The organism is Mycolicibacterium novocastrense (assembly GCF_001499835.1).
Classification (GTDB): domain Bacteria; phylum Actinomycetota; class Actinomycetes; order Mycobacteriales; family Mycobacteriaceae; genus Mycobacterium; species Mycobacterium novocastrense.
This window is the reverse complement of record NZ_LQIH01000016.1, coordinates 1-25,791: the sequence shown is the minus strand read 5'-3', so window position 1 is coordinate 25,791 and position 25,791 is coordinate 1. Positions and strand designations below refer to the sequence as shown.

General features: G+C 67.0%; 29 protein-coding genes and 4 tRNA genes. 18 read left to right on the top strand and 15 right to left on the bottom strand.

What is annotated here, in order from left to right:
* Nucleotides 1-34: 34 nt before the first annotated feature.
* A complete protein-coding gene (locus AU072_RS13805) occupies nt 35-1,069 on the top strand; it encodes an oxygenase MpaB family protein (protein ID WP_064414295.1) in 1,035 nt (344 codons plus the stop codon).
* 59 nt (nt 1,070-1,128) lie between these two features.
* Here AU072_RS13805 and AU072_RS13800 read toward each other — a convergent pair whose 3' ends face one another.
* Both AU072_RS13800 and AU072_RS13795 read right to left on the bottom strand, forming a co-directional pair.
* Nucleotides 1,129-1,479 (bottom strand): hypothetical protein, encoded by a 351-nt coding sequence (locus AU072_RS13800; protein WP_064414294.1) that lies wholly within the window; start codon nt 1,477-1,479, stop codon nt 1,129-1,131.
* Between the two features lie 18 nt (nt 1,480-1,497).
* A tRNA-Lys gene (locus tag AU072_RS13795) sits at nt 1,498-1,570 on the bottom strand.
* Between the two features lie 123 nt (nt 1,571-1,693).
* On the opposite strand from AU072_RS13795, the gene AU072_RS13790 reads away from it, so the two are divergent.
* From AU072_RS13790 to AU072_RS13780, 3 genes are all read left to right on the top strand, one after another.
* Nucleotides 1,694-1,766, top strand: a tRNA-Glu gene (locus tag AU072_RS13790).
* A 33-nt stretch (nt 1,767-1,799) separates the two neighbouring features.
* Nucleotides 1,800-1,876, top strand: a tRNA-Asp gene (locus tag AU072_RS13785).
* Nucleotides 1,877-1,918: 42 nt separating this feature from the next.
* A tRNA-Phe gene (locus AU072_RS13780) sits at nt 1,919-1,995 on the top strand.
* A 99-nt stretch (nt 1,996-2,094) separates the two neighbouring features.
* Here AU072_RS13780 and AU072_RS13775 read toward each other — a convergent pair.
* Together AU072_RS13775 and AU072_RS13770 are read right to left on the bottom strand one after the other, a co-directional pair.
* Nucleotides 2,095-2,796, bottom strand: coding sequence for an AmiS/UreI family transporter (locus AU072_RS13775; RefSeq protein WP_064414293.1), 702 nt, complete (start codon nt 2,794-2,796; stop codon nt 2,095-2,097).
* Nucleotides 2,781-3,530 carry a cysteine hydrolase family protein gene (locus AU072_RS13770; RefSeq protein ID WP_064414355.1) on the bottom strand — a complete coding sequence of 250 codons (750 nt, stop codon included), beginning with the start codon at nt 3,528-3,530 and terminating at the stop codon, nt 2,781-2,783. Before AU072_RS13770 ends, AU072_RS13775 begins: the two co-directional genes overlap by 16 nt.
* Nucleotides 3,531-3,782: 252 nt before the next feature.
* On the opposite strand from AU072_RS13770, the gene AU072_RS13765 reads away from it, so the two are divergent.
* Complete coding sequence (locus AU072_RS13765) at nt 3,783-4,622, top strand: SDR family NAD(P)-dependent oxidoreductase (protein ID WP_064414292.1); 840 nt, start codon at nt 3,783-3,785, stop codon at nt 4,620-4,622.
* Here the strand turns inward: AU072_RS13765 and AU072_RS13760 are convergent, their stop codons facing one another.
* From AU072_RS13760 to AU072_RS13750, 3 genes are read right to left on the bottom strand one after another with little or no spacing between them, the layout of a single operon-like run.
* Nucleotides 4,623-5,411, bottom strand: a complete 789-nt coding sequence (locus AU072_RS13760; protein WP_064414291.1) for an MBL fold metallo-hydrolase — start codon at nt 5,409-5,411, stop codon at nt 4,623-4,625.
* Nucleotides 5,408-5,866, bottom strand: a complete 459-nt coding sequence (locus tag AU072_RS13755; protein WP_064414290.1) for an ester cyclase — start codon at nt 5,864-5,866, stop codon at nt 5,408-5,410. The genes AU072_RS13760 and AU072_RS13755 overlap by 4 nt, the downstream gene beginning before the upstream one ends.
* A gap of 25 nt (nt 5,867-5,891) precedes the next feature.
* Nucleotides 5,892-6,386 carry a DUF2834 domain-containing protein gene (locus AU072_RS13750; RefSeq protein WP_064414289.1) on the bottom strand — a complete coding sequence of 165 codons (495 nt, stop codon included), beginning with the start codon at nt 6,384-6,386 and terminating at the stop codon, nt 5,892-5,894.
* A gap of 72 nt (nt 6,387-6,458) precedes the next feature.
* Between AU072_RS13750 and AU072_RS13745 the strand changes: the two genes are divergently transcribed.
* Genes AU072_RS13745 through AU072_RS13735 form a run of 3 tightly spaced genes read left to right on the top strand, consistent with a single transcriptional unit; the run spans nt 6,459 to nt 9,690 of the window.
* A complete protein-coding gene (locus AU072_RS13745; RefSeq protein ID WP_064414354.1) occupies nt 6,459-7,055 on the top strand; it encodes a TetR/AcrR family transcriptional regulator in 597 nt (198 codons plus the stop codon).
* Nucleotides 7,056-7,104: 49 nt separating this feature from the next.
* A complete protein-coding gene (locus tag AU072_RS13740) occupies nt 7,105-8,667 on the top strand; it encodes a phytoene desaturase family protein (RefSeq protein WP_064414288.1) in 1,563 nt (520 codons plus the stop codon).
* A gap of 39 nt (nt 8,668-8,706) precedes the next feature.
* Nucleotides 8,707-9,690 (top strand): NAD-dependent epimerase/dehydratase family protein, encoded by a 984-nt coding sequence (locus AU072_RS13735; protein WP_064414287.1) that lies wholly within the window; start codon nt 8,707-8,709, stop codon nt 9,688-9,690.
* Between the two features lies 1 nt (nt 9,691).
* Here AU072_RS13735 and AU072_RS13730 read toward each other — a convergent pair whose 3' ends face one another.
* The 3 genes from AU072_RS13730 to AU072_RS13720 form a co-directional block, all read right to left on the bottom strand.
* Nucleotides 9,692-9,880: a hypothetical protein gene (locus AU072_RS13730; RefSeq protein ID WP_064414286.1), complete on the bottom strand. Its 189-nt coding sequence runs from the start codon at nt 9,878-9,880 to the stop codon at nt 9,692-9,694.
* Between the two features lie 29 nt (nt 9,881-9,909).
* Nucleotides 9,910-10,263: a UBP-type zinc finger domain-containing protein gene (locus AU072_RS13725; RefSeq protein WP_064414285.1), complete on the bottom strand. Its 354-nt coding sequence runs from the start codon at nt 10,261-10,263 to the stop codon at nt 9,910-9,912.
* A 69-nt stretch (nt 10,264-10,332) separates the two neighbouring features.
* Nucleotides 10,333-10,776, bottom strand: a complete 444-nt coding sequence (locus AU072_RS13720) for a nuclear transport factor 2 family protein (RefSeq protein ID WP_064414284.1) — start codon at nt 10,774-10,776, stop codon at nt 10,333-10,335.
* 32 nt (nt 10,777-10,808) lie between these two features.
* Between AU072_RS13720 and AU072_RS13715 the strand changes: the two genes are divergently transcribed.
* From AU072_RS13715 to AU072_RS13700, 4 genes are read left to right on the top strand one after another with little or no spacing between them, the layout of a single operon-like run.
* Nucleotides 10,809-11,249 carry an SRPBCC family protein gene (locus AU072_RS13715; protein WP_064414283.1) on the top strand — a complete coding sequence of 147 codons (441 nt, stop codon included), beginning with the start codon at nt 10,809-10,811 and terminating at the stop codon, nt 11,247-11,249.
* 38 nt (nt 11,250-11,287) lie between these two features.
* Nucleotides 11,288-11,731, top strand: a complete 444-nt coding sequence (locus AU072_RS13710) for an SRPBCC family protein (RefSeq protein WP_064414282.1) — start codon at nt 11,288-11,290, stop codon at nt 11,729-11,731.
* Nucleotides 11,732-11,741: 10 nt separating this feature from the next.
* Entirely contained in the window at nt 11,742-12,815 is a 1,074-nt protein-coding gene (locus AU072_RS13705; RefSeq protein WP_064414281.1) for a CaiB/BaiF CoA transferase family protein, read from the top strand.
* 58 nt (nt 12,816-12,873) lie between these two features.
* Nucleotides 12,874-13,314 carry an SRPBCC family protein gene (locus AU072_RS13700; RefSeq protein ID WP_064414280.1) on the top strand — a complete coding sequence of 147 codons (441 nt, stop codon included), beginning with the start codon at nt 12,874-12,876 and terminating at the stop codon, nt 13,312-13,314.
* A 62-nt stretch (nt 13,315-13,376) separates the two neighbouring features.
* Here the strand turns inward: AU072_RS13700 and AU072_RS13695 are convergent, their stop codons facing one another.
* Nucleotides 13,377-14,549 (bottom strand): pyridoxal phosphate-dependent aminotransferase, encoded by a 1,173-nt coding sequence (locus AU072_RS13695; protein WP_064414279.1) that lies wholly within the window; start codon nt 14,547-14,549, stop codon nt 13,377-13,379.
* Between the two features lie 196 nt (nt 14,550-14,745).
* Here AU072_RS13695 and AU072_RS13690 point away from each other — a divergent pair, with 196 nt between their 5' ends.
* The 3 genes from AU072_RS13690 to AU072_RS13680 all read left to right on the top strand — a co-directional run bounded on the left by AU072_RS13690 (nt 14,746) and on the right by AU072_RS13680 (nt 19,700).
* On the top strand, nt 14,746-15,957 hold the full coding sequence (locus AU072_RS13690) for an acetyl-CoA C-acetyltransferase (RefSeq protein ID WP_064414278.1): 1,212 nt from the start codon (nt 14,746-14,748) through the stop codon (nt 15,955-15,957).
* Nucleotides 15,958-15,966: 9 nt separating this feature from the next.
* The gene (locus tag AU072_RS13685; RefSeq protein ID WP_064414277.1) at nt 15,967-18,111 is read left to right on the top strand and encodes a 3-hydroxyacyl-CoA dehydrogenase NAD-binding domain-containing protein; all 2,145 of its coding nucleotides are present in this window, start codon (nt 15,967-15,969) and stop codon (nt 18,109-18,111) included.
* A gap of 110 nt (nt 18,112-18,221) precedes the next feature.
* Nucleotides 18,222-19,700, top strand: coding sequence for a class I adenylate-forming enzyme family protein (locus AU072_RS13680; protein ID WP_082680817.1), 1,479 nt, complete (start codon nt 18,222-18,224; stop codon nt 19,698-19,700).
* On the opposite strand, the gene AU072_RS13675 is transcribed toward AU072_RS13680, so the two are convergent.
* Nucleotides 19,697-20,122, bottom strand: coding sequence for a pyridoxamine 5'-phosphate oxidase family protein (locus tag AU072_RS13675; RefSeq protein ID WP_064414275.1), 426 nt, complete (start codon nt 20,120-20,122; stop codon nt 19,697-19,699). The two genes, AU072_RS13680 and AU072_RS13675, sit on opposite strands and share 4 nt — an antisense overlap.
* A 44-nt stretch (nt 20,123-20,166) precedes the next feature.
* Nucleotides 20,167-20,382, bottom strand: a complete 216-nt coding sequence (locus tag AU072_RS13670; RefSeq protein WP_133147289.1) for a hypothetical protein — start codon at nt 20,380-20,382, stop codon at nt 20,167-20,169.
* A gap of 185 nt (nt 20,383-20,567) precedes the next feature.
* Here AU072_RS13670 and AU072_RS13665 point away from each other — a divergent pair, with 185 nt between their 5' ends.
* Nucleotides 20,568-21,971, top strand: coding sequence for an amidase (locus AU072_RS13665; protein WP_064414273.1), 1,404 nt, complete (start codon nt 20,568-20,570; stop codon nt 21,969-21,971).
* Nucleotides 21,972-21,982: 11 nt separating this feature from the next.
* Nucleotides 21,983-22,975, top strand: coding sequence for an LLM class F420-dependent oxidoreductase (locus AU072_RS13660; RefSeq protein ID WP_064414272.1), 993 nt, complete (start codon nt 21,983-21,985; stop codon nt 22,973-22,975).
* A gap of 21 nt (nt 22,976-22,996) precedes the next feature.
* Here the strand turns inward: AU072_RS13660 and AU072_RS13655 are convergent, their stop codons facing one another.
* The gene (locus AU072_RS13655) at nt 22,997-23,587 is read right to left on the bottom strand and encodes a hypothetical protein (RefSeq protein ID WP_064414271.1); all 591 of its coding nucleotides are present in this window, start codon (nt 23,585-23,587) and stop codon (nt 22,997-22,999) included.
* A gap of 142 nt (nt 23,588-23,729) precedes the next feature.
* On the opposite strand from AU072_RS13655, the gene AU072_RS13650 reads away from it, so the two are divergent.
* Nucleotides 23,730-24,074, top strand: coding sequence for a cupin domain-containing protein (locus AU072_RS13650; protein WP_064414270.1), 345 nt, complete (start codon nt 23,730-23,732; stop codon nt 24,072-24,074).
* 17 nt (nt 24,075-24,091) lie between these two features.
* Here AU072_RS13650 and AU072_RS13645 read toward each other — a convergent pair whose 3' ends face one another.
* On the bottom strand, nt 24,092-25,741 hold the full coding sequence (locus AU072_RS13645) for a DNA repair helicase XPB (protein WP_064416719.1): 1,650 nt from the start codon (nt 25,739-25,741) through the stop codon (nt 24,092-24,094).
* Between the last annotated feature and the right edge of the window lie 50 nt (nt 25,742-25,791).

Below are 25,791 nucleotides of genomic sequence, written 5' to 3'. Positions count from 1 at the left end.
TAGTCAGAATCTACCTCCGGACGGAAGTACACCAGTGACTCAAGATACGTCTGAAACGTGCCCCGTGTCCCGGGAGCGGCGCCCGTCCGAAGTGCAGCAGGACGCGTCCTCGCTGGCGGCGGGCTGCCCGGTGACCTCAGGCGGTTACGACGCGCCACCGTTGCCGCTGGGCCCCGACTCGCTGACGTGGCGGTACTTCGGTCAGTGGACCGGCCTGTTCCAGGGCACCTGGGCGGGCTCGATGCAGAACATGCACCCGCAGTTGGGTGCCGCCGTGCAGGAGCACTCGATCTTCTTCATGGAGCGGATTCCGCGCCTGCTGCGTTCGATCTACCCCATAGGCGGGGTGGTCTTCGACGGTGATCGCGCGCCGAAGACGGGCGCGGAGGTCCGCGATTACCACATCGGCATCAAGGGCACCGACGAGCGCGGCCGACGCTACAGCGCGCTGAACCCCGATGTCTTCTATTGGGCGCACGCGACGTTCTTCAAGTCCACGCTGCTGGCCGCCGAGAAGTTCGGTGGCGGGCTGACCGAAGAGCAGAAGCGGCAGTTGTTCGACGAACACATCACCTGGTACCGCATGTACGGGATGAGCATGCGGCCGGTGCCCAAGTCGTGGGAAGAATTCCAGGCGTACTGGGATCACATGTGCCACAACGTCTTGGAGAACAACTGGGCGGCCCGGGAGGTGATGGATCTCTCGACGATGCCCAAGCACCCGTCGCTGGAGTGGATTCCTGATCCGTTGTGGCGGCTGAACCTCCAAGTGATGCAACGCTTTCTGACATTCATGACCGTCGCCCTCTACGATCCGCCGGTTCGGGAGTTGATGGGTTATGACTGGTCACCCCGCCAGGAGTGGCTGCACCGCCGCTTCTGCGATGTCGTGACGCTGGCCACCAAGGTGTTGCCCAAGCGGTGGCTGATGCACCCGCGCAAGCGTTCTGCGATCGACCGCGCGACAGGTCGGCTGCCGGTGGACGCCCCGCTGGTCGAGACGCCGGCGCGCAACCTCCCACCGGTCGAGTACCGGGGCCAGCCACAGTTCTACTGTCCGCAGGTCTGATTCGGCGGTAACGCCCTGAATGTAATTGTGCCGCTTGTCAGCTGCTGCGAGGCGGTCGGTCAACGACACCAGGTGCGATGGTCGGTGCTCTCGAATCCGGCGCACGCCGTCGCCTCGGCTCTGGGCATGACGAGGTAGGGCGGTTCTCCCTGCCCCGTGAAGTAGTAGTAGTTGCGGTCGTCCTGTCCGTAGACCCACCAGTCGCCGGAGCCCTGATTCATCTGAGTCGGTGTGAAGCGCCACATCGACGACTCCGCCGGAATCACATACGCCGGCTCTGTCGCGGCGGACCAGGCATTCGACACGATCGGCATGTTTGCGACCACGACGACACCCGCCACAATGGCCCCCGCTATGGCGAGTGCCACCAGGGTGCGGGTGGTGAGCCGGCGGACACGGTGACGTGTCATGGCCGGAATTTACCTCAGTGCCCCCCGTAGGGCTCGAACCTACGACCTATGGATTAAAAGTCCACAGCTCTACCAACTGAGCTAGAGGGGCTTCGGTTGAACAGGATACTGGGTACCGATCTCGCCCTCGTTTGAGGATTCCGGTGCCGATAACCTAAGCTATCGAAGCTCCCAACGTCATCGCGTTGCGAGTACCCCGGAGAGATTCGGCTGGGCCCCCTTCGTCTAGCGGCCTAGGACGCCGCCCTTTCAAGGCGGTAGCGCGGGTTCGAATCCCGTAGGGGGTACACGCAGCGACCCGTACGATGGGACGCAAGCAAGGCCCTGTGGCGCAGTTGGTTAGCGCGCCGCCCTGTCACGGCGGAGGTCGCGGGTTCGAGTCCCGTCAGGGTCGCCATTGCGGCGAGGCATCTGGGTTACGCCCGAGCGGTGCCTTCCGGGCCAGGTAGCTCAGTTGGTACGAGCGTCCGCCTGAAAAGCGGAAGGTCGCCGGTTCGATCCCGGCCCTGGCCACCAAACCCTCGTTCCTATGCCTCGGCGACCGCGGAGGTCTTCACCGCACAACGCGACCGGCGGCTCCGGTTTCCCGAAGCCGCCGGCTCATCTGAATCGCTGTCACACCGGTTGCGGTACGGCCCGCTCCCTGTCGTCGGGCACGACCTCGACCGGAGCCTGCGCAGAAGCCGGCACGGGTTCGTCCGTCCGTGCGGTGCGCTTCGCCAGGGCCGCCGACAGTGCGGCACCGGCCACCAGGGCGGCAAGCGCCGCGATCCCGGCCACCGGCGACACCGACCAGACGCCGTTCAACAGGAAGATCGCCGGCAGCGTGCACGTCGGGATGCCGAGCAGGATCAGCACCCACCCGGTGAAGTGGCCGAGGTCGAACGACCCGACCCGGCTGATCTCCAGGCCGAGCAACACGAAGAACAGCGTCCACATGACCGCCCACGTGGCCCAGATGACCGCGAACACCGGATCGGTCCCGATGCTTTTGACCGCATGGAACAGTGCGATCGCGGCCACGAACGCGCTGTACCAGCCGAACCCCTGCGGCTCGAGATCGTAGATCTGGATGAGCCCGAACCACAGATAGGTGAACCCGAACAGCAGGCTTGGCCACGTCCCGTTGACGATGCCGGTGTCGCCGCCGGCCTGCACCAGGATCAGCGTGGGCAGAACGACCTGCGCCCCGCCGACGAACAGGTTGAGCGGGGCGGCACTTCTGGGTTTGACGACCCCGATGGAGACCAGGCCGTTGACGAACAGAACGACGCCGACGAGCAGCAGACCCACGTTGCCCATCAGCGGCCCACCCATTCCACGAACTGATCCGAGGAAATCACCGGCGCGAAGAATTCGTTGATGCGGCCGAACGCCGCCGGCTCCTGATCGGGACGCGCGGCGCCGGTCGCGTCGCCGATGATGATGGGCAGCAATCCGTGGTCGCGCGCGGCGCGGGCGTTGCCTTCGATGCACCAGTCGAGGTGGATTCCGGTGATGACGACGACCTCGATCTTCTGGCGGATCAGCGCACCCGGCAGGTCGGTGCCGACGAACGCGGTCTGAAGCGCCTTTTCGTAGAGTTCGTTGTCACCGGGCTCCACCAGTTCGCGCAGCTCGTCGACGAGCGCGTTGTCCCAGGCGATCTGCTCGGGCGTCGCGTCGATATGGCCGGTCCAACTCTCGTACTGGACGCGGTCGAAGGCCGTCTGTGGATAGTCCTTGCGGAACACCGAGAAGCCGATCCAGTTGAACGACAGGAAGTTCGGTGCGTTGCGCGCCGCGTGTACGGCCTTCACCGTCGCGTCGAGACTGCCGCGCAGCGCGTGGCCTTCCGCGTACTGCACGCCGCCCGGCTTGTAGAGGGAATTGGATTGGCTGACCGACAGGAAGGCCGCCGGTCGGCTCAGGATCTCGCGGAAGTCGAGCTTCTGCCAGTGTGGGGCCAGCGGTGGGATGGAGTCGACGTTGGTGGGCGGGAAGTTCGCGGGATCGAGCGGGACCGGCTCCAGGGGAGTCAGCCGCGAAGGGGTGTCGATGGTGGCGGTCAAGGTCTTCACTTTCTCGTGGGTGGACAGGTGTCGGGGGCGGCGGTGAAATGTCCACGGCCGCCGACGTTTACACCGAGGAAACATGCGCATCGTGAGCGTCCCACGGGGCGAAGCCAGGCCAGACACTTAGAATCGGCGCGAGTTCATCGCGTCCCGTCGGCGAATGTGTGGAACCGGACCGCCCTTGTCATAAGCGGTACCTCCGCGTACCGTATCGGTACCTCGGTGTACCAGGAAGGCGGGCAGTCCACCATGAGCAAGCAGCGCAGTACGATCAGCGGTCGTACCGCGGTCATCACCGGCGCGGCATCCGGCATCGGACGCGCACTGGCGCAGCGGCTCTCGTCGTACAGCTGCCCGGTGGCCATCGCCGACGTCGACGAACAGGGCCTCAAACAGACCGAGGCGTCGCTGCGGGGTCCGGCATTGTTGCGGGTTCTGGATGTCAGCGATGCCCAGGAGCAACACGACTTCGCCGCCGAGGTACACGCGTGGGCGCCCCGACCGATCGGGGCGGTGTTCAACAACGCCGGTGTCGCGCTCGGATCGACCGTGCTCGACGCCGTCGTCGCCGATGACGACTGGTTGTGGAACATCAACTTTCACGGTGTCGTGAACGGCACCCGGGCGTTTCTGCCCATCCTCGTCGAGCAGGACGAGGGCGTGATCGTCAATACGTCGAGCGTGTTCGGTTTGGTCGGCATGCCCGGCCAAAGCGCTTACTGCTCAGCGAAATTCGCGGTCCGCGGGTTCACCGACTCGCTGCGGCAGGAGCTGCGCGGGACCGGCGTGTCGGCCGTCAACGTACATCCCGGCGGCGTGAACACCAACATCGTGCGCAACGGGCGGTTCCACGAAGAGCCGGGCGGGCCGACCAAGGAGCAGGTGGTCAAGGAGTTCGCCGCGATGACCAGAACCCAGCCCGACAAGGCCGCGGAGATCATCCACCGCGGCGTGGAGGCGGGTAAGGCCCGGATCCTCGTCGGTCCGGACGCCTACATGTTCGACGCGCTGGCCCGACTCGCGCCGACGCGCTACTTCGACGTGCTCGAGCGCCTGCAGGCATCCCTTCGCAAGCGCGCCGCCCGCTAGCTACGCAGTCTCCTTCGCGTATTTCAGCAGCCCCGGATCGTGCGCGCACAGCAGTAGCAGATCGGGTTCGCCGCGGCGGTACAACTCGGTCAGCCGAGCGTGGTTGTCGCGCACCTGTTTACGGTCGAACGCGGCGACCTTCTCGAACGCGCCGAGGACAGGCGCGATCCGCCCCGGGCCGCCGATGGTGTCGGGATGGTAGAAGGCGTCCCCGCAGTGCAGCAGCCAGCGATGACCCGCGTCGACTGCCACGCAGGCATGCCCGCGGGTGTGGCCGGGCAACGACATCAGCACGATTCCCGGCGAGACTTCGGTCAGCTCCTTGGCCGCGGCGAACCCGCGCCACTTCTCCCCGGCGGGGGTGTGTTCGACGATCTTGGGACCGTGCTCCCACTGGGCCGATCGGAACCGGAAGCGTTCACCCCGCGTCGGCGGGTGCATCGCCCCGAGCACTTCGGCTGCGGTGCAGTGGATCTCGGCGTGGGGAAAGTCGGAGATCCCGCCGATGTGGTCGATGTCGAAATGCGTGACCACGATGTGGCGGACGTCCTCGCGCCGAAAGCCCAGCTGTTCCACCTGCCGGACGGCGGTCTCGTCCGGGTCGAAGAACGGCCGAAAGAGGCGGCGGGTGGGGCCGGTCCGGCGCGCCCGCTCCTCACAGTCGGCCAGCCCGTAGCCACTGTCGACGAGCACCAGCCCGTTGTCGGTCTCGACGAGCAGCACATGGCAGACCAGGACGGGAACGCCCCATGGATGCATCGACCCGCAGTTGAGATGGTGAACCTTCACGAGGCGGCTCCGGTGAGCAGCTCGGTGCGACCGATCTGGGTCACGAGGCTCGCGGAGTCGAAGTAGATCCGCTCGTTGACGATGCGGTCGTCCTCGAAGAAGAACACCGCCGCCACCGGCACGCGGAACGCCTTACCCGTCGGTGGCAACCCGTAGAACTCGCCCAGATTCGTTCCGAGCAGGTCGAATTCGACGATCACGGCGTCGTCGGCGACATGGAACCGGACGTTGTCGTGGCGCTGATCCGGGAATGCCGTGCGTGTGCTCCGGTAGTAGGCCATGACCTCGTCGTCGCCGTCGAAGACCTGGCCGGTGGCCATGATCTCGTAGTGAGGCCGTCCCCCTGACTCGTTCTTGAACGTCGCGAGGGTGGCGTCGAACTCCTTGGTGACCTCGGTGTCCATGTGCACACGGATCACCTCGAGTCGGCGTTGTCGCAGCGCGTCGGTGGTCATGAACGCACTGTACGACCGGGCGTCGTCAGGCGGGTGAGGTGACCTGTGCGGCGATCGACTGATGCCGGTGCTGCCGCTCGATCGTCGCCAGATAGAACGCCCAGGCGAATGCCGAACTGGCGAACAGGATGAAGCCCAGATACAGCCAGGCGTGTTTGATGTCGCGCCTGCGACCGTCGACGAGCAACCACGCGGGGAACAACAGCAGGCTCATGATCGTGTAGTCCTGGCTGGCCGAACTTGCCGCCGGGTTGTCGTAGCCCAGCGCGATGAACTCCGACCAGCTGCCCGGACCCCACACGAAGTTGTGCAGCCCACCTGCCGGCGCATACTCGGCCACGAACTGGTTGTTGAAGTAGTAGCCGAGGATGACCGAGGCGACGCCGGCGACGTAGTAGAACAACTCGAGCTTGGTGACCCGGGGACCCGACGGGTAGCGCGCGAAGATCGCGGGATTCGCCTTGACGATGACGGCCAGCGTGGCGAACCCGAGGACGAGGTGGATGATCAACGAAACCATGATCGGAGTTTCTCACCACCGGGCAGAGTTTTGTCAATATTGACATAACTCGTTTCGGGTACTTTCATGCACATGCCCCGTCCGGCCCAGACCGCGCGCAGTGAGCGCACCCGCGAAGCGCTGCGCAAAGCGGCGGTCGTACGGTTCCTCGCGCAGGGGGTCGAAGAGACGTCGGCCGAACAGATCGCGGCCGACGCCGGTGTGTCGTTGCGGACCTTCTATCGCCACTTCGCGTCCAAACACGATCTGCTGTTCGCCGACTACGCCGGGCTGGACTGGTTCCGCTCGGCGCTGGCCGCCCGCGACCCCAGGGAGCCGATCATCGAGGCGGTGCACAGCGCAATCATGGCCCGCCCGTATGACGACTGGGCCGTCGCACAGACCGCCGCCCTGCGCGCACAGGAACTCGAACCCGGCCGGGTGGTGCGGCACATGCGCCAAGTGGAAGCCGACTTCGCCGAGGTGATCGCCGAGCACCTCGCCGATGGGCTGTCATCCGACGTCTCCACCGACGAGCGGATGCGGATCACGGTCACCGCCCGGTGCATCGCCGCCGCGGTCTTCGGCGCGATGGAGGTGTGGATGCTCGGCGACGAGCGCTCGCTTCCAGAGCTGTCACGGCTCACCGGGGAGGCCTTGCGCGCGCTGGCCGACGGTATCGCCGGCTGATGTTTTGTCATTATTGACAAAACTTGGGAGAGCGTGCCAGCCTCACCCCATGAGCGACTTCGACGCCATCGTCATCGGTGCCGGGCACAACGGGTTGACCGCGGCCACCGTGCTGCAGAAAGCCGGTATGCGCACCCTCTGCCTGGACGCGAAGCTGTACGCCGGAGGCATGGCCTCCACGGTCGAATTGTTCGACGGGTTCAAATTCGAGATCGCCGGCTCGGTGCAGATCCCGACGTCGGCGGTGGTCAGCCGCGAACTCGGGCTCGACTCGCTGCCGACCGTCGACCTCGACGTGATGTCGGTGTCGCTTCGCGGCGTGGGTGACGAGCCGTTGGTCTACTACACCGACCCGGTGAAGCTGCTGACCCACATCAACGAGGTGCACGGCGCAGAAGCCGTCAACGGCATGGCCGGGTTGATGGCATGGTGCCAGGCGCCCACACGGGCGTTGGGCCGGTTCGACGCGGGCCAGCCCCCGAAGTCGCTGGATGAGATGTATGCCTGCGCGACAAACGAATTCGAGCGCTCGACGATCACCGATTTGTTGTTCGGCTCGGTCACCGACGTGCTCGACCGCTACCTGCCGGACAAGGAGAAGAACGGTGCGCTGCGCGGCATGCTGTCGCTGCTGGCATGCAACACCACCTACCGGGGGCCGGCCACCCCGGGGACGGCCGCCGCCCTCGCGTACGGCTTCGCCGTCCCCGACGAGAACGCGTTACTGGTCAAGAAGCTGCGAGGCGGCATCGGAGCCCTCACGTCGCATCTGTGCGACGTATTCACCGCCAATGGCGGAGAACTGCGGTTGCGCAGCAAGGTCGTGGAGGTCACGGTCGCAGGCGGCAGGGTCACCGGAGTCCGGCTCGAGGACGGTACGTCGCTGTCGGCGCCGATCGTCGTCTCCGGCGTCGCGCCCGATCTGACGGTCAACGGTCTCGTCGACTCCAACGCGGTTCCCGCGGATGTGCGGGACCGCTTCTCGCGCCTGGACCACCGGGGCAGCTATCTGCAGATGCACTTCGCGCTCGACGGCGTTCCGGAGTTCGCGCCGCCCTACGAGCTGCTGAACGACCCCGCGATGCAGTCCAACATCGGAATCTTCAGCACCCCTGAGGAACTCCAACAACAGTGGGAGGACGCTAGGCGTGGCGTCGTACCCGCGGACCCGGCGATCGCATTGCAGATCCCGTCGGTGAACGACCCCGGCCTGGCGCCGCCGGGCAAGCATGCGGCCTCGGCGTTCTCGCTGTGGTTTCCGATCTCGGAGGGCGAGCACGGCTACGGCGAGATGAAGGTCGAGATGGGCCGGCGGGTGATCGACAAGATCACCCGACTGGCCCCGAACTTCGAGAGCCTCATCCTGCGGCACACGACGTTCACGCCCAAACACATGGGCACCATGTTCGGTGCGCCGGGTGGAGACTACTGCCACGGGCTGATCCACCCCGACCAGATGGGCCCGAACCGGCCGGGACCCAAAGGCTATGTCGATCAGCCGATTCCGATCGACGGGCTGTACCTGGGCAGCGCCGGTTGCCACGGCGGTCCCGGCATCACGTTCATTCCCGGCTACAACGCGGCCAAGCAGGTGCTGGCCGATATGTCCTAAGCCTGTTTCCGACCCGTCCGCACCGGGAATGCGGCGCGCATGGGAATCACGGTGGCGGTGACGGGGCCGACGGGTGAGATCGGCAAGTCGGCGGTGGAAGCACTGGAAGGCGTCGCGGAGGTCGACGAGATCATCGGGATGGCTCGCCGGCCGTTCGATCCGGTCGAGCATGGTTGGTCGAAGACGACGTACCTGCAGGGCGACATCCTCGATCGCGAGGCCGTCGACGCGCTCGTCGGGCGCGCCGACGTCGTGGTCCACCTCGCGTTCATCATCATGGGTTCGCGGGAGGAGAGCGCCCGGATCAACCTGGCCGGTACCCGCAACGTCTTCGAGGCGACGGTGGCCGCCGAGCGCCCGCGGCGGCTGGTGTACACGTCGTCGGTCGCCGCCTACGGATATCACTCGGACAACCCGGTTCCGCTCACCGAGGACGTGCCGCCGCGCGGGTCACCCGAGCACTACTACTCCGAGCAGAAGGCCGAGTGCGAGGCGGCGCTCGCCGACATCGTGGGCGGTTCGTCGTTGGAGGTGTATGTGCTGCGGCCCTGCATCGTCGCGGGACCGAAGGCGCCCGCACTGGCCGACAACATGCCGTGGACCCGGCTGCCCGGTCCGGTCAAGCGCCTATCCGACGCCGTTCCGCTGTTGAAGACACCGGTCCCGGATCCCGGCATCCCGTTGCAGCTGGTCCACCACGACGACGTGGCGGCCGCGATCGCGTTGGCCGCCACCACGTCTGCGGAGCCGGGCGCCTACAACATCGCGGGCGACGGGCTGATCACGGTGGGCGACGTGGCCCGCGAACTCGGCGCCCGCCCGGTACGGGTGCCCAAGGTCGCCGCGACCGCAGCGTCCGGCGTCGTCGCCCGGCTGCCGTTCGTCCCGTCCGCGCTGGAGTGGGTGCACATCGGCCGCACGTCGGTGGTCATGGATACGCGCAAGGCGAAGAGTCAGCTCGGTTGGGAACCGAAATACACGTCAGCGCAGACGCTTACGGAGTTAGCCGGCTCGCTGCGCTGAGTCACTGGGTGTGATCGCCGGTGTCGGCGGGGCCGCTCGGCGTCGCACCGCCCTCATCCGACCAGTCGACGCCTTCCTCTTCGGTGTCGTCGGTGCCCCTGGCCGGGTCGCTCTGCACGTCGTCGTCGGCGTTGGCGGACCCGGCGTCGGTCTCGGCGGTGTCGGGGTTGTCCTTCTTGTCGTCGCTCACCGGCGCTGGATACCCGCCGAGTCCTCGTTTCAGTCTCTGCGAGCGCGCAACTGCGCCGTCCAATCCGCGGGCACCCTCCCGCGCGGACCGGGGGCGGTCTGGCCCTCGGGACGGGATTCGGGCGCGGCGAGTCGTGGCCCGTCGTAGTACTCGTTGGTGGCGTAGTTCCAGAACCAATCCTCACCCGGTTCGAACGAGCGGATGACCGGATGTCCCGTCTCGCGCCAGTGCGCCGAAGCGTGCCGCGCCAACGAGTCGTCGCAGCAGCCGATGTGACCGCATGCCGCGCATCGACGCAGATGCACCCACCAGCCGCCGACCGCGTCGCATTCGGCGCATCCGGTCCCGCTCGGTGGGACCGAAGGGTCCACTGCAGCGTCCATGGCCGGGAGCCTACGCTCGAATCACCCTGCGGCGTAGCCGGTTCTGCGCAGCCTCCCGTAGGTACCGGGTTAACGGGCCATTGTCGAATTCGGCGCGCTCCAATCGGTGGAGACGAACCGGTGGCGGATCAGCCAGTCGTCGCCGACCGGTGCGAACACGTCGCGGTAGCGGCCGTAGTGGTCGAGGCCGATCTCGGTGAACACCGTGAAATAACAGGAGACCCGCGCCTCATCCGGCGTCACATCGGTGAACCGGATGTTCGTCACGTTGTGGCGCACGATGCGCTTGACATCCGACTGGGACGCGGCCGCATTCGGCGCTGCGACGGCACCTCCCAGATAGTCCACGATCGCCGCACGGCCCCGCGCGGGTTCGGTGCCGCGCACCTCGAGGACGCCGTCCTCGCGGAAGGCGGCGGCGAGTTCGGGCAGCCGCAGCGCGTCGCCCGACCAGTTGTACCGGGCGAGGGTGTCCCTGATGCGTTCCCGTGCGCAAAGCTCCCAAAGTTCCATGCGGTCAACCGTAACGGGGCTAGGGTCGCGACATGGCTACCAGCGACTCCCGCGAGGTCGTGATCGACGCGAGCCCGGCCGAGATCCTCGACGTCATCGCCGACGTCGAGTCCGCACCGGACTGGTCCCCCCAGCACCAGGGCGCCGAGGTGCTCGACAGGGACGCCGACGGACGGCCCGGCCGCGTACGGCTGAAGTTGAAGACCATGGGTATCTCGGACGAACAGGTCGTGCAGTACACCTGGGGTGAGAACACGGCCGGCTGGACGCTGATCGAATCCAGCCAGCTCAAGACGCAGAGCGCGTCGTACACCCTGACACCCGACGGCGACAAGACGAAGGTCCGCTTCGAGATCACCGTCGACCCGGCTGTACCGATTCCGGGCTTCGTGTTGAAGCGCGCCATGAAGGGCGGGCTGGAGGCCGCCACCGACGGTCTTCGCAAACAGGTCCTCAAGCTCAAGCGGAGCTGAGCGGTTTCGACGCGCGCCGGGTTGGCAATGAAACCGGCATGGCTGTCACCGAATCTCGCGAGGTCGTCATCGAGGCGACGCCCCAGGAAATCCTCGACGTCCTGACCGACCTCGAGTCGTTGACCGAGTGGTCCTCGGCGCATCAGGAGGTCGAGGTCCTCGAACGCGACGACGAGGGGCGGCCCAGCAAGTCACGTCAGGTCGTCAAGATCGTCGGGATCTCCGACGAGCAGGTGCTCAACTACACCGTTTACGACGACGGGGTCGGCTGGACCCTGGAGAGCTCGAAACAACAACGCGCACAGCGCGGTCGGTACACGCTCACCCCTGACGGCGACAAAACGAAGGTGCATTTCGAGCTCATGGTCGACCCGCTGGTGCCGTTGCCCGGCTTCGTCATCAAGAAGGGTGCCAAGGGTCTGATGGAGACGGCGACCGACGGTCTGCGCAAACGGGTACGCCAGGTCAAGCAGAGTCAATAGTCTGCGGCCTATGGGCGGACCCCTGGCAGGTGTGAAAGTCATCGAACTGGGCGGCATCGGCCCCGGGCCCCACGCCGGAATGGTGCTCACCGATCTCGGCGCCGACGTGGTGCGCGTGCGCCGGCCCGGTGGCTTGCAGATGCCGGCGGAGAACGTCGACCTGCTGCACCGCGGCAAGCGCGTCGTCGACCTGGATGTGAAGAAGGATTTATCTGCGCTGCTCGATCTCATCGCCAGGGCCGACGTGCTCATCGATGCGTTCCGCCCCGGAACCTGTGAACGGCTCGGCATCGGTCCCGACGACTGCGCGGCGGTGAATCCCCGGCTGATCTTCGCCAGGATCACCGGCTGGGGCCAGCACGGCCCGTTGGCGCAGACCGCGGGCCACGACATCAACTACCTGTCGCAAACCGGTGCGCTGTCGGCGATTGGATACCGCGACCGCCCGCCGGTCGTACCGCTGAACCTGGTCGCCGACTTCGGCGGCGGCTCGATGCTCGTGCTGCTGGGCATCGTTGCCGCGCTGTACGAACGGGAGCACTCCGGCCGCGGTCAGGTGATCGACGCGGCGATGGTTGACGGGGTGGCCGTGCTGACGCAGGTTGCGTGGACGATGAAGTCCACCGGTGCGCTGCGCGACGAACGCGAATCGTTCCTGCTCGACGGCAGCGCCCCGTTCTACCGCACCTACGAGACCGCCGACGGCAAGCACGTGGCGGTCGGCGCCATCGAACCGCAGTTCTACGCGCAACTGTTGGCCGGTCTCGGGCTCAGCGCCGATGAACTCCCTGCACAGATGGGCAGGGCGGCGTTTCCAGAATTGCGCAGGCTGTTCGCCGAGCGCTTTGCGCGCAGGACGCGCGACGAATGGGCCGAGATCTTTTCGGGCACCGACGCGTGCGTCACGCCGGTACTCACCTGGAGCGAGGCGTCGCGCAGCGACCACTTGCGTGCGCGGTCAACGTTGGTGCAGGCCAACGGGGTCGACCAAGCCGCACCGGCGCCCCGGTTTTCCCGAACCCCCGCCGGTCCCGTCGGGGCGCCTCCGCAGGCCGCGACTGCCCTAATTGATATTGACTGGTAATGCTAATTTGCTGGAAAAGCCTATGCGCTAGGCAGGAGAGTTAGCTACGATTTGCCGCATGGCTGTGCAGGCATCGAGGGAAGTGGTCTTCGAGGCGCCCAAGGACGCGATCATGGACGCACTCGCCGATATCGACGCCGTGCCCACGTGGTCGCCCGTGCACAAGCACGCCGAGGTGCTCGACCGCCATCCCGACGGCCGTCCGCATCACGTCAAGGCGACGTTCAAGATCATGGGCGTCACCGACAAAGAGTTCCTCGAATACCACTGGGGTGACGACTGGGTGGTCTGGGACGCCAAGGCGACGATGCAGCAACGCGGGCAGCACGGCGAGTACAACCTCACCCCGATCGGCGAGGACCGCACCCGCGTCCGCTTCGACATCATCATCGACCTGGCGGCGCCGATTCCGGAGTTCCTTCTTCGCCGCGCCAAGAAGATGGTGCTCGACGTCGCGACCGAGAATCTGCGACGCCGCGTCATGGCCCCCGCCACGTGAGCCCAGTGTCGGGTTATGTCACGTTTTTTGGCTTACCGCGTGACACAACCCGACATTCGCCGTTAGGGGCTGCGCAGTACCTGAAGCCGACGGATCGCCTCGTCGAGAGTGTCGTCGCGTTTGCAGAAGGCGAAGCGCACCAGGTGGTTCCATGCACCGGCGTGTTCGGCGCCCGGATCGCAGAACGCCGACATCGGAATCGACGCCACACCCGCGCGATGCGGTAGCTCGGCGCAGAACGCGGCGCTGTCGCTGAAGCCGAGCGGACGCGCATCGGCGCACAGGAAGTAGGTGCCGAAGCTGTCGTGCACCTCGAAGCCGACGTCGGCCAGCGCTCCACCCAGTCGGTCGCGCTTGCGCTGCAACGACTCCCGCAGCGAGGCAACCCACGCGTCCTCGTTGTCGAGCGCGTGCGCCACCGCCGGCTGAAACGGTGCGCCGCCGACGTAGGACAAGTACTGCTTGGCCGCGCGCACACCTGCGATGAGATCGGCTGGGCCACAAGCCCACCCGATCTTCCAGCCGGTGACGTTGAACATCTTGGCCGCGCTCGAGATCGTGACCGTGCGCTCGGCCATGCCGGGGTAGTTTGCCAACGGAATGTGACGGTGGCCGTCAAAGACCAGGTGCTCGTAGACCTCGTCGGTGATCACGAGCAGGTCCGCCTCGACGGCCAGTTCGGCAAGCGCGCGCAGTTCGTCGTCGCCGGCCACCATCCCGGTGGGGTTGTGCGGGGAGTTGACGATCAGCGCTTTGGTGTTGGGGGTGAGCGCCTTTCGCAGGCCGTCGACATCGATGCGGAACCCGTGCCCGTCCTGAATCATCGGGACGGCGCGGCGTTGGCAGCCCGCCATGGCGATGACGGGGGAGTAGGAGTCGTAGAACGGCTCGATCAGCAGCACCTCCGAGCCGGGTTCGACAAGCCCGATGACCGACGCCGCAATCGCTTCGGTGGCGCCGACGGTCACCAGCACTTCGGTGTCCGGGTCGTATTCGGTTCCGTAGGCGCGCTTGCGCTGGGCGGCGATGGCTTCGCGCAGCGGAGCGATACCGAGGCCGGGCGGGTACTGGTTGGCGCCGTCGGCGATCGCGTGCTGGGCGATCTTGAGCATCTCGGGCGGACCGTCCTCGTCGGGAAAACCCTGGCCGAGGTTGACCGCGCCGACGCGGGCGGCCAGCGCCGACATCTCGGCGAAGATCGTCACCGCATACGGCCGCAGCCCTCTGACTGTCACAGTCGTCGAGCGTAGTGCTGCGGCGAACGTGGGTTACCGGCACGCAATTCGCGACGAAAGTGTGTCGGTAACCCACGTTCGGCGGGACGAGGCTGCCCAACCAACAGGTTGGCCGAGGCTGTTAGGCTGCGGGGCAGAGGACTACCGTCCGGATGGACAGGCATCCCGCAACCCAATCTGAACAGGAAATATCTTCATGTCTGAAGAAGCCTTCATCTACGAGGCGATTCGTACGCCCCGCGGCAAGAACAAGAACGGCGCGCTCAACGAGGTCAAGCCCGTCAACCTGGTCGTCGGCCTGATCGACGAGATCCGCAGCCGCTACCCCGACCTCGACGAGACGCTGATCAGCGACGTCATCCTCGGGTGTGTGTCGCCCGTCGGCGACCAGGGCGGCGATATCGCCCGGACCGCCGCGCTGGTGGCCAACCTGCCCGAGACCACCGGTGGGTTCCAGCTCAACCGGTTCTGCGCCTCGGGTCTGGAAGCCGTCAACACCGCAGCCCAGAAGGTGCGCTCCGGCTGGGATGACCTGGTGCTCGCCGGCGGTGTCGAGTCGATGAGCCGTGTCCCGATGGGCTCCGACGGCGGCGCGTGGGCGTCCGACCCCGAGACGAACTACCGCATCGGCTTCGTCCCGCAGGGCATCGGCGCCGACCTGATCGCCACGATCGAGGGCTTCTCCCGCGAGGACGTCGACCGCTACGCGCTGCGCAGCCAGGAGAAGGCCGCCGCGGCGTGGTCGGGCGGTTACTTCGCCAAGTCGGTCGTGCCGGTGAAGGACCAGAACGGACTGGTCATTCTCGACCACGACGAGCACATGCGCCCCGACACCACGCTGGAGGGCCTCGGCCAGCTCAAGACCGCGTTCGACGGCGTCGGCGCGATGGGCGGGTTCGACGACGTGGCGCTGCAGAAGTATCACTTCGTCGAGAAGATCAACCACGTCCACACCGGCGGCAACAGCTCGGGCATCGTCGACGGCGCCGCGCTGGTGCTCGTCGGCAGTGAAAGCGCGGGCACCTCGCAGGGCCTGACCCCGCGGGCACGCATCGTGGCCACCGCCACCAGCGGCGCCGATCCGGTCATCATGCTCACGGGCCCGACGCCGGCCACCCGCAAGGTGCTCGACCGCGCCGGCCTCACGGTCGATGACATCGACCTGTTCGAGCTGAACGAGGCGTTCGCCTCGGTGGTGCTGAAGTTCCAGAAGGATCTGAACATCCCCGACGAGAAGCTCAACGTCAACGGTGGCGCCATCGCGATGGGCCACCCGCTGGGCGCCACCGGCGCCATGATCACCGGAACCATGGTCGACGAGCTCGAGCGTCGCAATGCACGGCGGGCGCTGATCACGCTGTGCATCGGCGGCGGCATGGGCGTGGCCACCATCATCGAGCGAGTGTAAGGACAACCCATGGCAGAGAACACTATTCAGTGGGACAAGGATGCCGACGGCATCGTCACCCTGACGCTGGACGATCCGACCGGCTCGGCCAACGTGATGAACGAGCACTACACCGAGTCGATGCACAACGCGGTGGAACGCCTTGTCGCTGAGAAGGATTCGATCACCGGCGTCGTCATCACCAGCGCGAAGAAGACCTTCTTCGCCGGCGGTGACCTCAAGGGCATAATCAACCTCGGCCCGGACAACGCGGCCGAGGCGTTCGCCACCCCGGAGGCGATCAAGGCCGACCTGCGCAAGCTCGAAACGCTGGGCAAGCCGGTCGTGGCGGCCATCAACGGGGCCGCGCTCGGCGGCGGCCTAGAGATCGCGCTGGCCTGTCACCACCGGATCATCGCCGACGTGAAGGGCGCCGTCGTCGGCTTCCCCGAGGTGACGCTGGGCCTGCTGCCCGGCGGCGGCGGTGTCGCGCGCAGCGTGCGGATGTTCGGCATCCAGAAGGCGTTCATGGAGGTGCTGTCGCAGGGCACGCGGTTCAAGCCGGGCAAGGCCAAGGAGGTCGGCCTGGTCGACGAGGTCCTGCCGACGGTCGACGAGCTGGTGCCCGCCGCCAAGGCGTGGATCAAGGCCAACCCCGAGGCTCACACCCAGCCGTGGGATACCAAGGGCTACAAGATGCCCGGCGGTACGCCGACATCGCCTGGTCTGGCCAGCATCCTGCCGTCGTTCCCGGCGCTGCTGAAGAAGCAACTCAAGGGTGCGCCGATGCCGGCGCCGCGGGCGATCCTCGACGCGGCCGTCGAGGGTGCGCAGGTCGACTTCGACACCGCGAGCCGCATCGAAAGCCGCTACTTCACGCAGCTGGTCACCGGCCAGACCGCCAAGAACATGATCCAGGCGTTCTTCTTCGACCTGCAGGCGATCAACGGCGGCGCGTCGCGGCCCGACGGTATCGAGCCGGTCAAGATCAACAAGATCGGTGTGCTGGGCGCGGGCATGATGGGCGCGGGCATCGCCTACGTCTCGGCCAAGGCCGGGTTCGACGTCGTGCTCAAGGACGTCAGCATCGAGGCCGCGCAGAAGGGTAAGGGCTACTCCGAGAAGCTCGAGGCCAAGGCGCTCGAGCGGGGCAAGACCACCCAGGAGAAGTCCGACGCGCTGCTGGCCCGGATCACGCCGACGGCTGACCCGAAGGACCTCAAGGGCGTGGATTTCGTGATCGAGGCCGTGTTCGAGGACCAGGACCTCAAGCACAAGGTGTTCCAGGAGATCGAGGACATCGTCGAGCCCAACGCGCTGCTGGGGTCGAACACCTCGACGCTGCCGATCACCGGTCTGGCCACTGGCGTGAAGCGCCAGGAGGACTTCATCGGCATCCACTTCTTCTCACCGGTCGACAAGATGCCGCTGGTGGAGATCATCAAGGGCGAGAAGACCTCTGACGAGGCGCTGGCCCGGGTGTTCGACTACACGCTGGCCATCGGCAAGACCCCGATCGTGGTGAACGACAGCCGCGGCTTCTTCACCAGCCGCGTCATCGGAACCTTCGTCAACGAGGCGCTGGCGATGCTCGGCGAGGGCATCGCGCCCGCGAGCATCGAGCAGGCCGGCTCTCAGGCCGGCTACCCGGCCCCACCGCTGCAGCTGTCCGACGAACTCAACCTCGAGCTGATGCACAAGATCGCCGTCGCGACCCGCAAGGGCGTCGAGAGCACGGGCGGCACCTACGAGCCGCACCCGGCGGAGGCGGTCGTCGAGAAGATGATCGAGATCGGCCGTCCGTCGCGCCTGAAGGGCGCCGGGTTCTACGAGTACGCCGACGGCAAGCGCGTCGGCCTGTGGCCGGGCCTGAAGGAGACGTTCAACTCCGGCAGCACGTCGATCCCGTTGCAGGACATGATCGATCGCATGCTGTTCGCCGAGGCGCTGGAGACCCAGAAGTGCCTCGACGAGGGCGTGCTCACCTCGACCGCCGACGCGAACATCGGCTCGATCATGGGTATCGGCTTCCCGCCGTACACCGGTGGTTCGGCGCAGTTCATCGTCGGCTACCAGGGCCCGGGTGGCGTCGGCAAGGAGGCCTTCGTGGCCCGCGCCAAGGAGCTTGCGGCCAAGTACGGTGAGCGGTTCAACCCGCCGGCGTCGCTGACCTGACGAACTAGACGGGCCGAGCGCTCACTCTTGTACGGTTTCCGCCCCGGAGTATTCGTACAAGGGTGAGCGCTCGCCGCTTTGGCGGGCGGATGATTCGCTAGATTGGCGCCGTGCCGGAAAGCTTCACTGCCGAGTTCGCGGCCGGACTGGCCCGCTACGGCGACGACCCCTGTATCGAGTTTGAGGGACGCTGGTACAGCGGCGACGAGGTGACGGCGTACGGCCGCGCCATCGCACAGGCCCTGCGGGAAGCCGGTGTCACCGACGATGCCCCGGTCGGTCTGGTGGTCAGAAACCGGCTACCGCACGCCGCGGCGATCATCGGATTCCTCGCCGCGGGGCGCACGGTGTCGATGATCTATTCGTTCCAGTCGCCGGAGTCCATCGGCCGCGACATCGAAACGCTCGCCTTGTCGGCGATCGTCGCCGACGCCGAGGACTGGACCGCGCCCGTCGTCGACGCCGCGCGCCGCGCCGGTAGTGCGGGTGTGTCGATATCGGGGCGTCATCCGACCGTGACCGCAGTGCCGGGTCTGGAACGCCGCGATCCTCAACGTACCCATGCTGAGGCCGAACCCGGTGTGGCACTGCAGATCTTGACCAGTGGCACGACGGGGCCGCCGAAGCGGCAGTCGATCAAGACCGCGGTGCTCGAGCGTACGGTCTTCAGCGTCACCAGCGGGGAGGCCGCACCGGCCGAGGCCCCGCCGGAGCTCGCGTATTGGCAGTTCGGCGGCATCGGCGTCTGCCAACTGATCGCCGGGGTGTACAACGGCAGGCGGATCGCGATGCTCGAGCGGTTCAGCGTCGAGGCCTACGTGGATCTGGTGAAGCGGCACCGCATCACGCGTTCGGGTGTGCAGCCCGCCGTCATCCGGATGCTGCTCGACGCCGACGTCGCCAAAGAAGATCTCGCGTCGCTGGACTTCCTCATCAGCGCGTCGGGACCGCTGGACCCCGAGACCCGCGACGAGTTCGAGGCCAAATACGGCATTCCGATTGTGCTGGCCTACGGCGCAACGGAATTCGCGGGCTCGCTGTGCGCGTGGACTCCCGAGATGCAACGTGAATTCGGCTCGGCCAAACGCAACAGCGTCGGCAGGGCCCTGCCCGACGTCGAGCTGCGCATCGTCGACCCTGACACCGGCGACGAGCTCGTGGGCGAGCCGGGCCTGCTGGAAGCCAAGGTCGCGCCAATCGGACCGGACTGGATCCGCACCACCGACATCGCCTCCATCGACGCCGACGGCTTCGTCACCTTGCACGGAAGGGCCGACGGAGCGATCAACCGCGGCGGGTTCAAGATCCTGCCGGAAAATGTTCGGCGCGTGCTGATCTCACATCCGACCGTCCGCGATGCCTGCGTGGTCGGCGTGCGCGACGCGCGACTCGGCGAGGTGCCGGTCGCGGCCATCGAGGTCTCACCGGGGCTGCCGGTGCCATCGGACGACGAGCTCGCCGACCTGGTTCGCCAATCGCTGCCGGTGTACAACGTGCCGGTGGCGTTCGCGGTCGTCGACGAACTACCGCGCAACCCGGCGCTGAAGGTGAGCCTCCCCGCCGTCGCCGCGCTGTTCGAGCCGCGTTAGAGAGCGCCCAGATCGGCCGACAGCCAGTGCTGCGGCTTCATGAAGATCACCACGGTGTCGCCGTGCTCGCGGCGGGCGTATTCCAGGTACGCGTCGACCTTCTCCGGTGGCAGATAGCGTTTGGTGACTTCGACGAGTCGCTCGTCGGTGCCGGGCTCGATGCGGCTGACCGGACCGTCGACCGCCACGTACCGGACCGTCGGCTCGAGGCGCTGAACCATGAGCGTGAACTCGCCCTGGCTCTCGATGAGTCGGTGCTTGCGAGAGCCGTCGCCGGTGAGCACCCACGGTTCGCCACCGGGTGAGTACTGATACCAGACCGGGACGGTCAGCGGGCCGCGTTTGTCGCCCGCGCTGACCGACAGGGCGGCGACGAGGGGTTCGGCCAGAAACTGTTCGCGTTCGTCTTTGGATAGGGCCATGACGTCACGCTAGACCCGACCTCCGTCAGGCCCACGCGCTTACGTCAGCAGCCGACCCGCGAGAAGAACGCCACGGCGACGAGGCCGATGACGAACGCCACCTGTGGCTGACCCATCGCCAGGGTGCTCGCGACGCCCGCGATCGCGGCGATCGCGATGACGGTGAGCAGCAGCACGTAGAACCATCGAACGTGGTGCTGATCGGCGCCGCCGGCCCGCACATGATGCGATTCCATCCCCGTCGCTGGGTTACGGACCACGTCCGCCTCCTTGTGGCTCACGTCACATGACTACTGCGTTGTGAGCCACACCATACAACACCTCACCGCGAACGCACACGCTGACCGAGCGATGTCGTCGTTGCGGCCCGATAACGGCCCCGGCCAGCGCTTTTGTGGTGGACACTGCGACGTGATCCGCGGCTAATTCGAAAGATGAGCTAACAATGACGGACTTCTGCCAGCTGCCCGCACACGAGCTCGTCGCCCTGATGGTAGGTGGCAAAGTCTCGTGCCGGGAGGTTGTCCAGGCCCACCTCGCGCGCGTCGACGCGGTCAATCCGGCGCTCAACGCGCTCGTGGTGGCCACCGATCCGCAGCGGTGCCTTCAGGCCGCCGCACAAGCCGACGACCGAGTCGCGCGCGGGGACCCGCTCGGCCGCGCCCACGGCCTGCCGATCGTGGTCAAGGACGTCATGAAGGTCGCCGGCCTCGAATGTTCCGGCGGCAGCCCGGCGCTGGGGGCTGTCGCCGCCGAGGACGCGACCGCGGTGGCGCGACTGCGTGCCGAAGGCGCGATCGTGCTCGGTCTCACGAACGTCCCCGAGATGGGCCGCGGCGGTGAGTCGAACAACAACCTCTACGGACGCACGAACAACCCGTTCGACCTGTCGAGGACGCCGGGCGGAAGCAGCGGCGGCTCGGCGGCGCTGATCTGCGCGGGTGGCGCCGCGCTGAGCGTCGGGTCGGACGGCGGGGGCAGCATCCGACAGCCGTCGCACAACACCGGGATCGCGGGCCTCAAGCCCACCCACGGGCGAATTCCACGGACCGGCAGCGTCTTCGGCGATGCACTCGGCATCTTCGGGCCGTTCAACTGTTACGGCCCACTGGCGAGGTCCGTGGCGGACCTGCACCTGGGACTGTCGATCATGAACGGTCCGGATCTGCGCGATCCGTACGCGGTGCCCGCGCCGCTCGGAGACCCCGGCGACGTCGACCTGGCCGGTCTCAGGGTCGCCACCTACTTCGACGACGGCATCTCTCCGCCCGCCGACGATGTCGCCGCCGTCGTCGGCGACGCGGTTCGGGTGCTGACCGACGTGGTCGGCCGCGTCGAGCACAACGCGCCGCCGTGCCTGGGGCGCACGATCGAGTTGTTGTGGGAGTCGGTGTTCCTCGGCGGCGACCGGGGCGAAGGGTTCGAAGCCGACCTCGCGGCGATCGGTGCGACCGAGCCCTCCGAGGAACTCGCCGAGTTTCTCAGGCAGGCACGGCTGGTTGACTTCTCGCTGTCTCAGGCCCGGCGGCGGCTCACCGAGATCGACGCCTACCGCATCGAGATGCTCGAGTTCATGGCCGACTACGACGTGATCGTGGGGCCCGCGATGCCGACCGCGGCCAAGCCGCACCATCACGGCCTGATCGAGATCTCGGATTTCTCCCATCTGATGGCGCACAACCTCACCGGCTGGCCTGCCGTCGTCGTCCGCTGCGGCACCTCGAACGAGGGGTTGCCCGTCGGTGTGCAGGTCGCGGCCAGGCCCTGGCAGGACGCGACGGCACTCGCGGTGGCGGGTCGGCTCGAAACGGTACTGGGAGGATGGCGTCCTCCGCCGCCGGTTGAATAGAGTCGGGTGCCATGCGCTTCGGACTGTTCATCCCGCAGGGGTGGCGACTGGACCTGATCGACATTCCTCCGGCAAAGCAGTGGGCGGTGATGCGCGATCTCGCCGCGTACGCCGACGGCAGCGACGCCTGGGACTCGCTGTGGGTCTACGACCACTTCCACACCGTTCCGGTGCCCACCGCGGAGGCCACTCACGAGGCGTGGACCCTGATGGCCGCCTATGCCGCGACGACCTCGCGCATCAAGCTCGGCCAGATGTGCACGGCGATGAGCTACCGCAATCCGGTGTATCTGGCCAAGGTCGCCGCCACCGCCGACATCATCTCCGGCGGCCGCATTCAGATGGGCATCGGCGGTGGCTGGTACGAACACGAGTGGCGCGCATACGGTTACGGGTTCCCGTCCGCCGGGGTGCGGCTGGCCCGCCTCGACGAGGGCGTGCAGATCATGCGCGACGCCTGGCGCGACGGGAAGGTGAGCTTCGACGGTAAGCACTACCAGGTTTCCGGCGCGATAGTCGAACCGAAGCCATTGCAGGACAACGGAATCCCGCTGTGGATCGCCGGCGGTGGCGAGAAGGTGACGCTGCGGATCGCGGCGAAGTACGCGCAGTACACCAACTTCACCTGCGAGCCAGGCGGTTTCACCCACAAGTCCCAGGTGCTGGCCGACCACTGCCGCGAGGTCGGCACCGACTACAACGCGATCGTGCGCTCGGCCAACTTCAACGCGGTGATCGGCGATTCGGAGGCCGACGTCAAGGAGCGGGTGGCGAGGCTGCGCGCACGGCAGGTCACGAAGGCCGACGAGGCGGCGATCGACGCGATGCTGAACTCCGTGTCGGCGCCCGAGTCGGCAAGCGGCACACCCGAACAGGTCGTCGAGAAGCTGGAGAAGATGCGCGAGCTTGGCTGTGAGTACGCGATCCTCTACTTCCCGGAAGCCGCCTATGACCGTTCGGGGATCGAACTGTTCGAAAAGCAGGTGATTCCCGCCCTGAGCTGAGGCACTACTGCGTATGCCTGCTCACGGCGTCGGCGGAATCGGCCCGTCGGGCGGTACCGCGGGACCAGGCGGGGGACTGTCGTAGTACCCGGGCGGCGGTGGGCCGTCCAGTGGGTAGTAGCCGGGCGGCAGCGGTGGACCGCCTTCGGCCGGCGGCGCAACCGGCGGTCCGTTGGACTCGGGGGCGTTCAGTGAGGTGTATCCCGGCGGCAACTGCGGTGCGGGCCCCGCGCCGGGCGGTGGCGGGGCGCCGACCGGCGCCTGGCCCGGCGGCAGTGCGGCGAACCCGTACGGGTCCTGGGCCTGGCGCCAGGCATCGCGGAGGAAGCCGAGCGGACCTGGGCTCGAACCCTGCCCGTACTGCGCGTTCGGAATCTCAGGCACGGGAGGCGCACCGACGGGCGGAGGCGCGGGCGGCGGGTCCCCCGGCGCCACCGGAGCGGCATAGGGCTGGCCGGGCGCCGGTGGCGCGCCGGGCGTCCCGGGAACGGGCGGGACCTCCGGGTCCGCACTGGCCAACCCGGCCGAAGTCAGCGCACCCAGGCCGACGGCGACGCCGACGAGTCCGAACTTGACCGCCTGGACGGACGTGGCGCGACGGCGTCTGGTCATGGGTAAGCAGGCTAGCGCCTCACCGCCTGGGGCGCTCATTTACGACGGTCCCGATGCGGCCGCCTGCGGCGGATGCGTCGTCACTAAGATTGGCATCTCTGCTGAATTGCGAAATCGACCAGCCCTCGACAGGAAGCCCGCAATGAACAAGACCTCGCTGACCGCGCTCGCACGTGAGCAACTCGAGACGGCCCGCGCCGCCAGCAGTGGACGCAGCGCGCACACGGTCTACGGCGGCCACGAGCATTCGCTGCGCCAGACGCTGATCGCCCTGACCGGCGGCTCCGAGCTGACCGAGCACGAGACGAACGGAGAAGCCACGCTGCAGGTGCTGCACGGCCGGGTACGGCTGACCCACTCATCGGCCAACTGGGAGGGCTCCGAAGGCGACCACCTCGTCGTGCCGAAGGACCGGCACGGACTGCAGGCGATCGAGGACTCCGCGATCCTGCTGACGGTGTCCAATCCGGTGGGCCCGCACGTCTAGGGGAGCGCGCCGCGCGTCTAGATCGCGGGGCCCAACAGGTCGTCGGCGTCCTTGATGACGTAGCCGTAGCCCTGCTCGGCGAGGAATCGCTGACGGTGCGCGGCGTATTCGGCGTCGAGGCTGTCGCGCGAGACCACGGAGTAGAAGATCGCGCCGCCGCCGTCGGCCTTGGGCCGCAGCAGCCGGCCCAGGCGCTGCGCCTCTTCCTGGCGGGATCCGAACGTGCCCGAAACCTGCACGGCGACACTGGCTTCCGGAAGGTCGATGGAGAAGTTGGCGACCTTCGACACCACCAGCGTCGAGATCTCACCGCGTCGGAACTGGTCGAAGAGCACCTCGCGCTCCGCGGTCTTCGTGGAACCCTGGATGACCGGCGCGTCGAGCTCCCGACCGAGCTCTTCGAGCTGGTCGAGATAGGCGCCGATCACCAGCGTCTGCTCACCCTTGTGCTTGTCGAGGAGCGACTTGACCACCGCGATCTTGGTGTGCGCCGTCGAGCACAGCTTGTAGCGCTCGTCGGGTTCGGCGGTCGCGTAGAGCATCCGCTCGTTGTCGGTCATCGTCACGCGCACCTCGACGCACTCGGCGGGTGCGATCCAGCCCTGGGCCTCGATGTCCTTCCACGGCGCGTCGTAGCGCTTCGGCCCGATCAACGAGAACACGTCACCCTCGCGGCCGTCCTCACGAATCAGCGTGGCGGTCAAGCCGAGTCGACGACGCGACTGCAGATCGGCCGTCATCCGGAACACCGGTGCGGGCAACAGGTGGACCTCGTCATAGATGATCAGCCCCCAGTCGCGGCTGTCGAACAACTCCAGGTGCCGATACTCACCCTTGGTGCGACGCGTGATCACCTGATAGGTGGCGATGGTCACCGGGCGGATCTCCTTGCGTTCCCCGGAGTATTCGCCGATTTCGTTCTCGGTGAGCGAGGTCCGGTTGATCAGCTCACGCTTCCACTGCCGCCCGGCGACGGTATTGGTCACCAGGATCAGCGTGGTCGCCGAGGCCTTCGCCATCGCGGCGGCGCCGACGAGCGTCTTGCCCGCACCGCACGGCAGCACGACGACCCCCGATCCGCCCTCCCAGAACGACTCGGTGGCCATCTGCTGGTAGTCGCGAAGGTGCCAGCCGTTCTCCGCGAGACTGATCGGGTGCTTCTCGCCGTCGACGTAACCGGCGAGATCCTCAGCGGGCCAACCGATCTTGAGCAGCATCTGCTTGACCCGGCCGCGCTCGCTGTTGTGCACCAGGACGGTGTCGTCGTCGATGCGCGCGCCCAGCATCGGCGCGATCTTCTTGTTGCGCAGCACCTCCTCGAGCACCGCGCGGTCCAGGCTCACCAGCATCAGACCGTGAGCCGGATGCTTGACCAGTTGCAGGCGCCCGTAGCGGGCCATGGTGTCGACGATGTCGACCAGCAGCGGCTGGGGCACCGCGTAGCGGGAGAACGACACCAGCGCATCGACGACCTGTTCGGCGTCGTGGCCGGCGGCGCGCGCGTTCCACAGCGCCAGCGGGGTGATCCGGTAGGTGTGGATGTGTTCGGGCGCACGCTCGAGTTCGGCGAACGGGGCGATCGCGGCACGCGCCGCCCCCGCCTGCTCATGGTCGACCTCGAGCAGCACCGTCTTGTCGGACTGCACGATCAGGGGGCCGTCGGTCATTCCGTCCATTATCCAGAACCCCCGGACGCCCCCACCCGCGAGCGGACGCC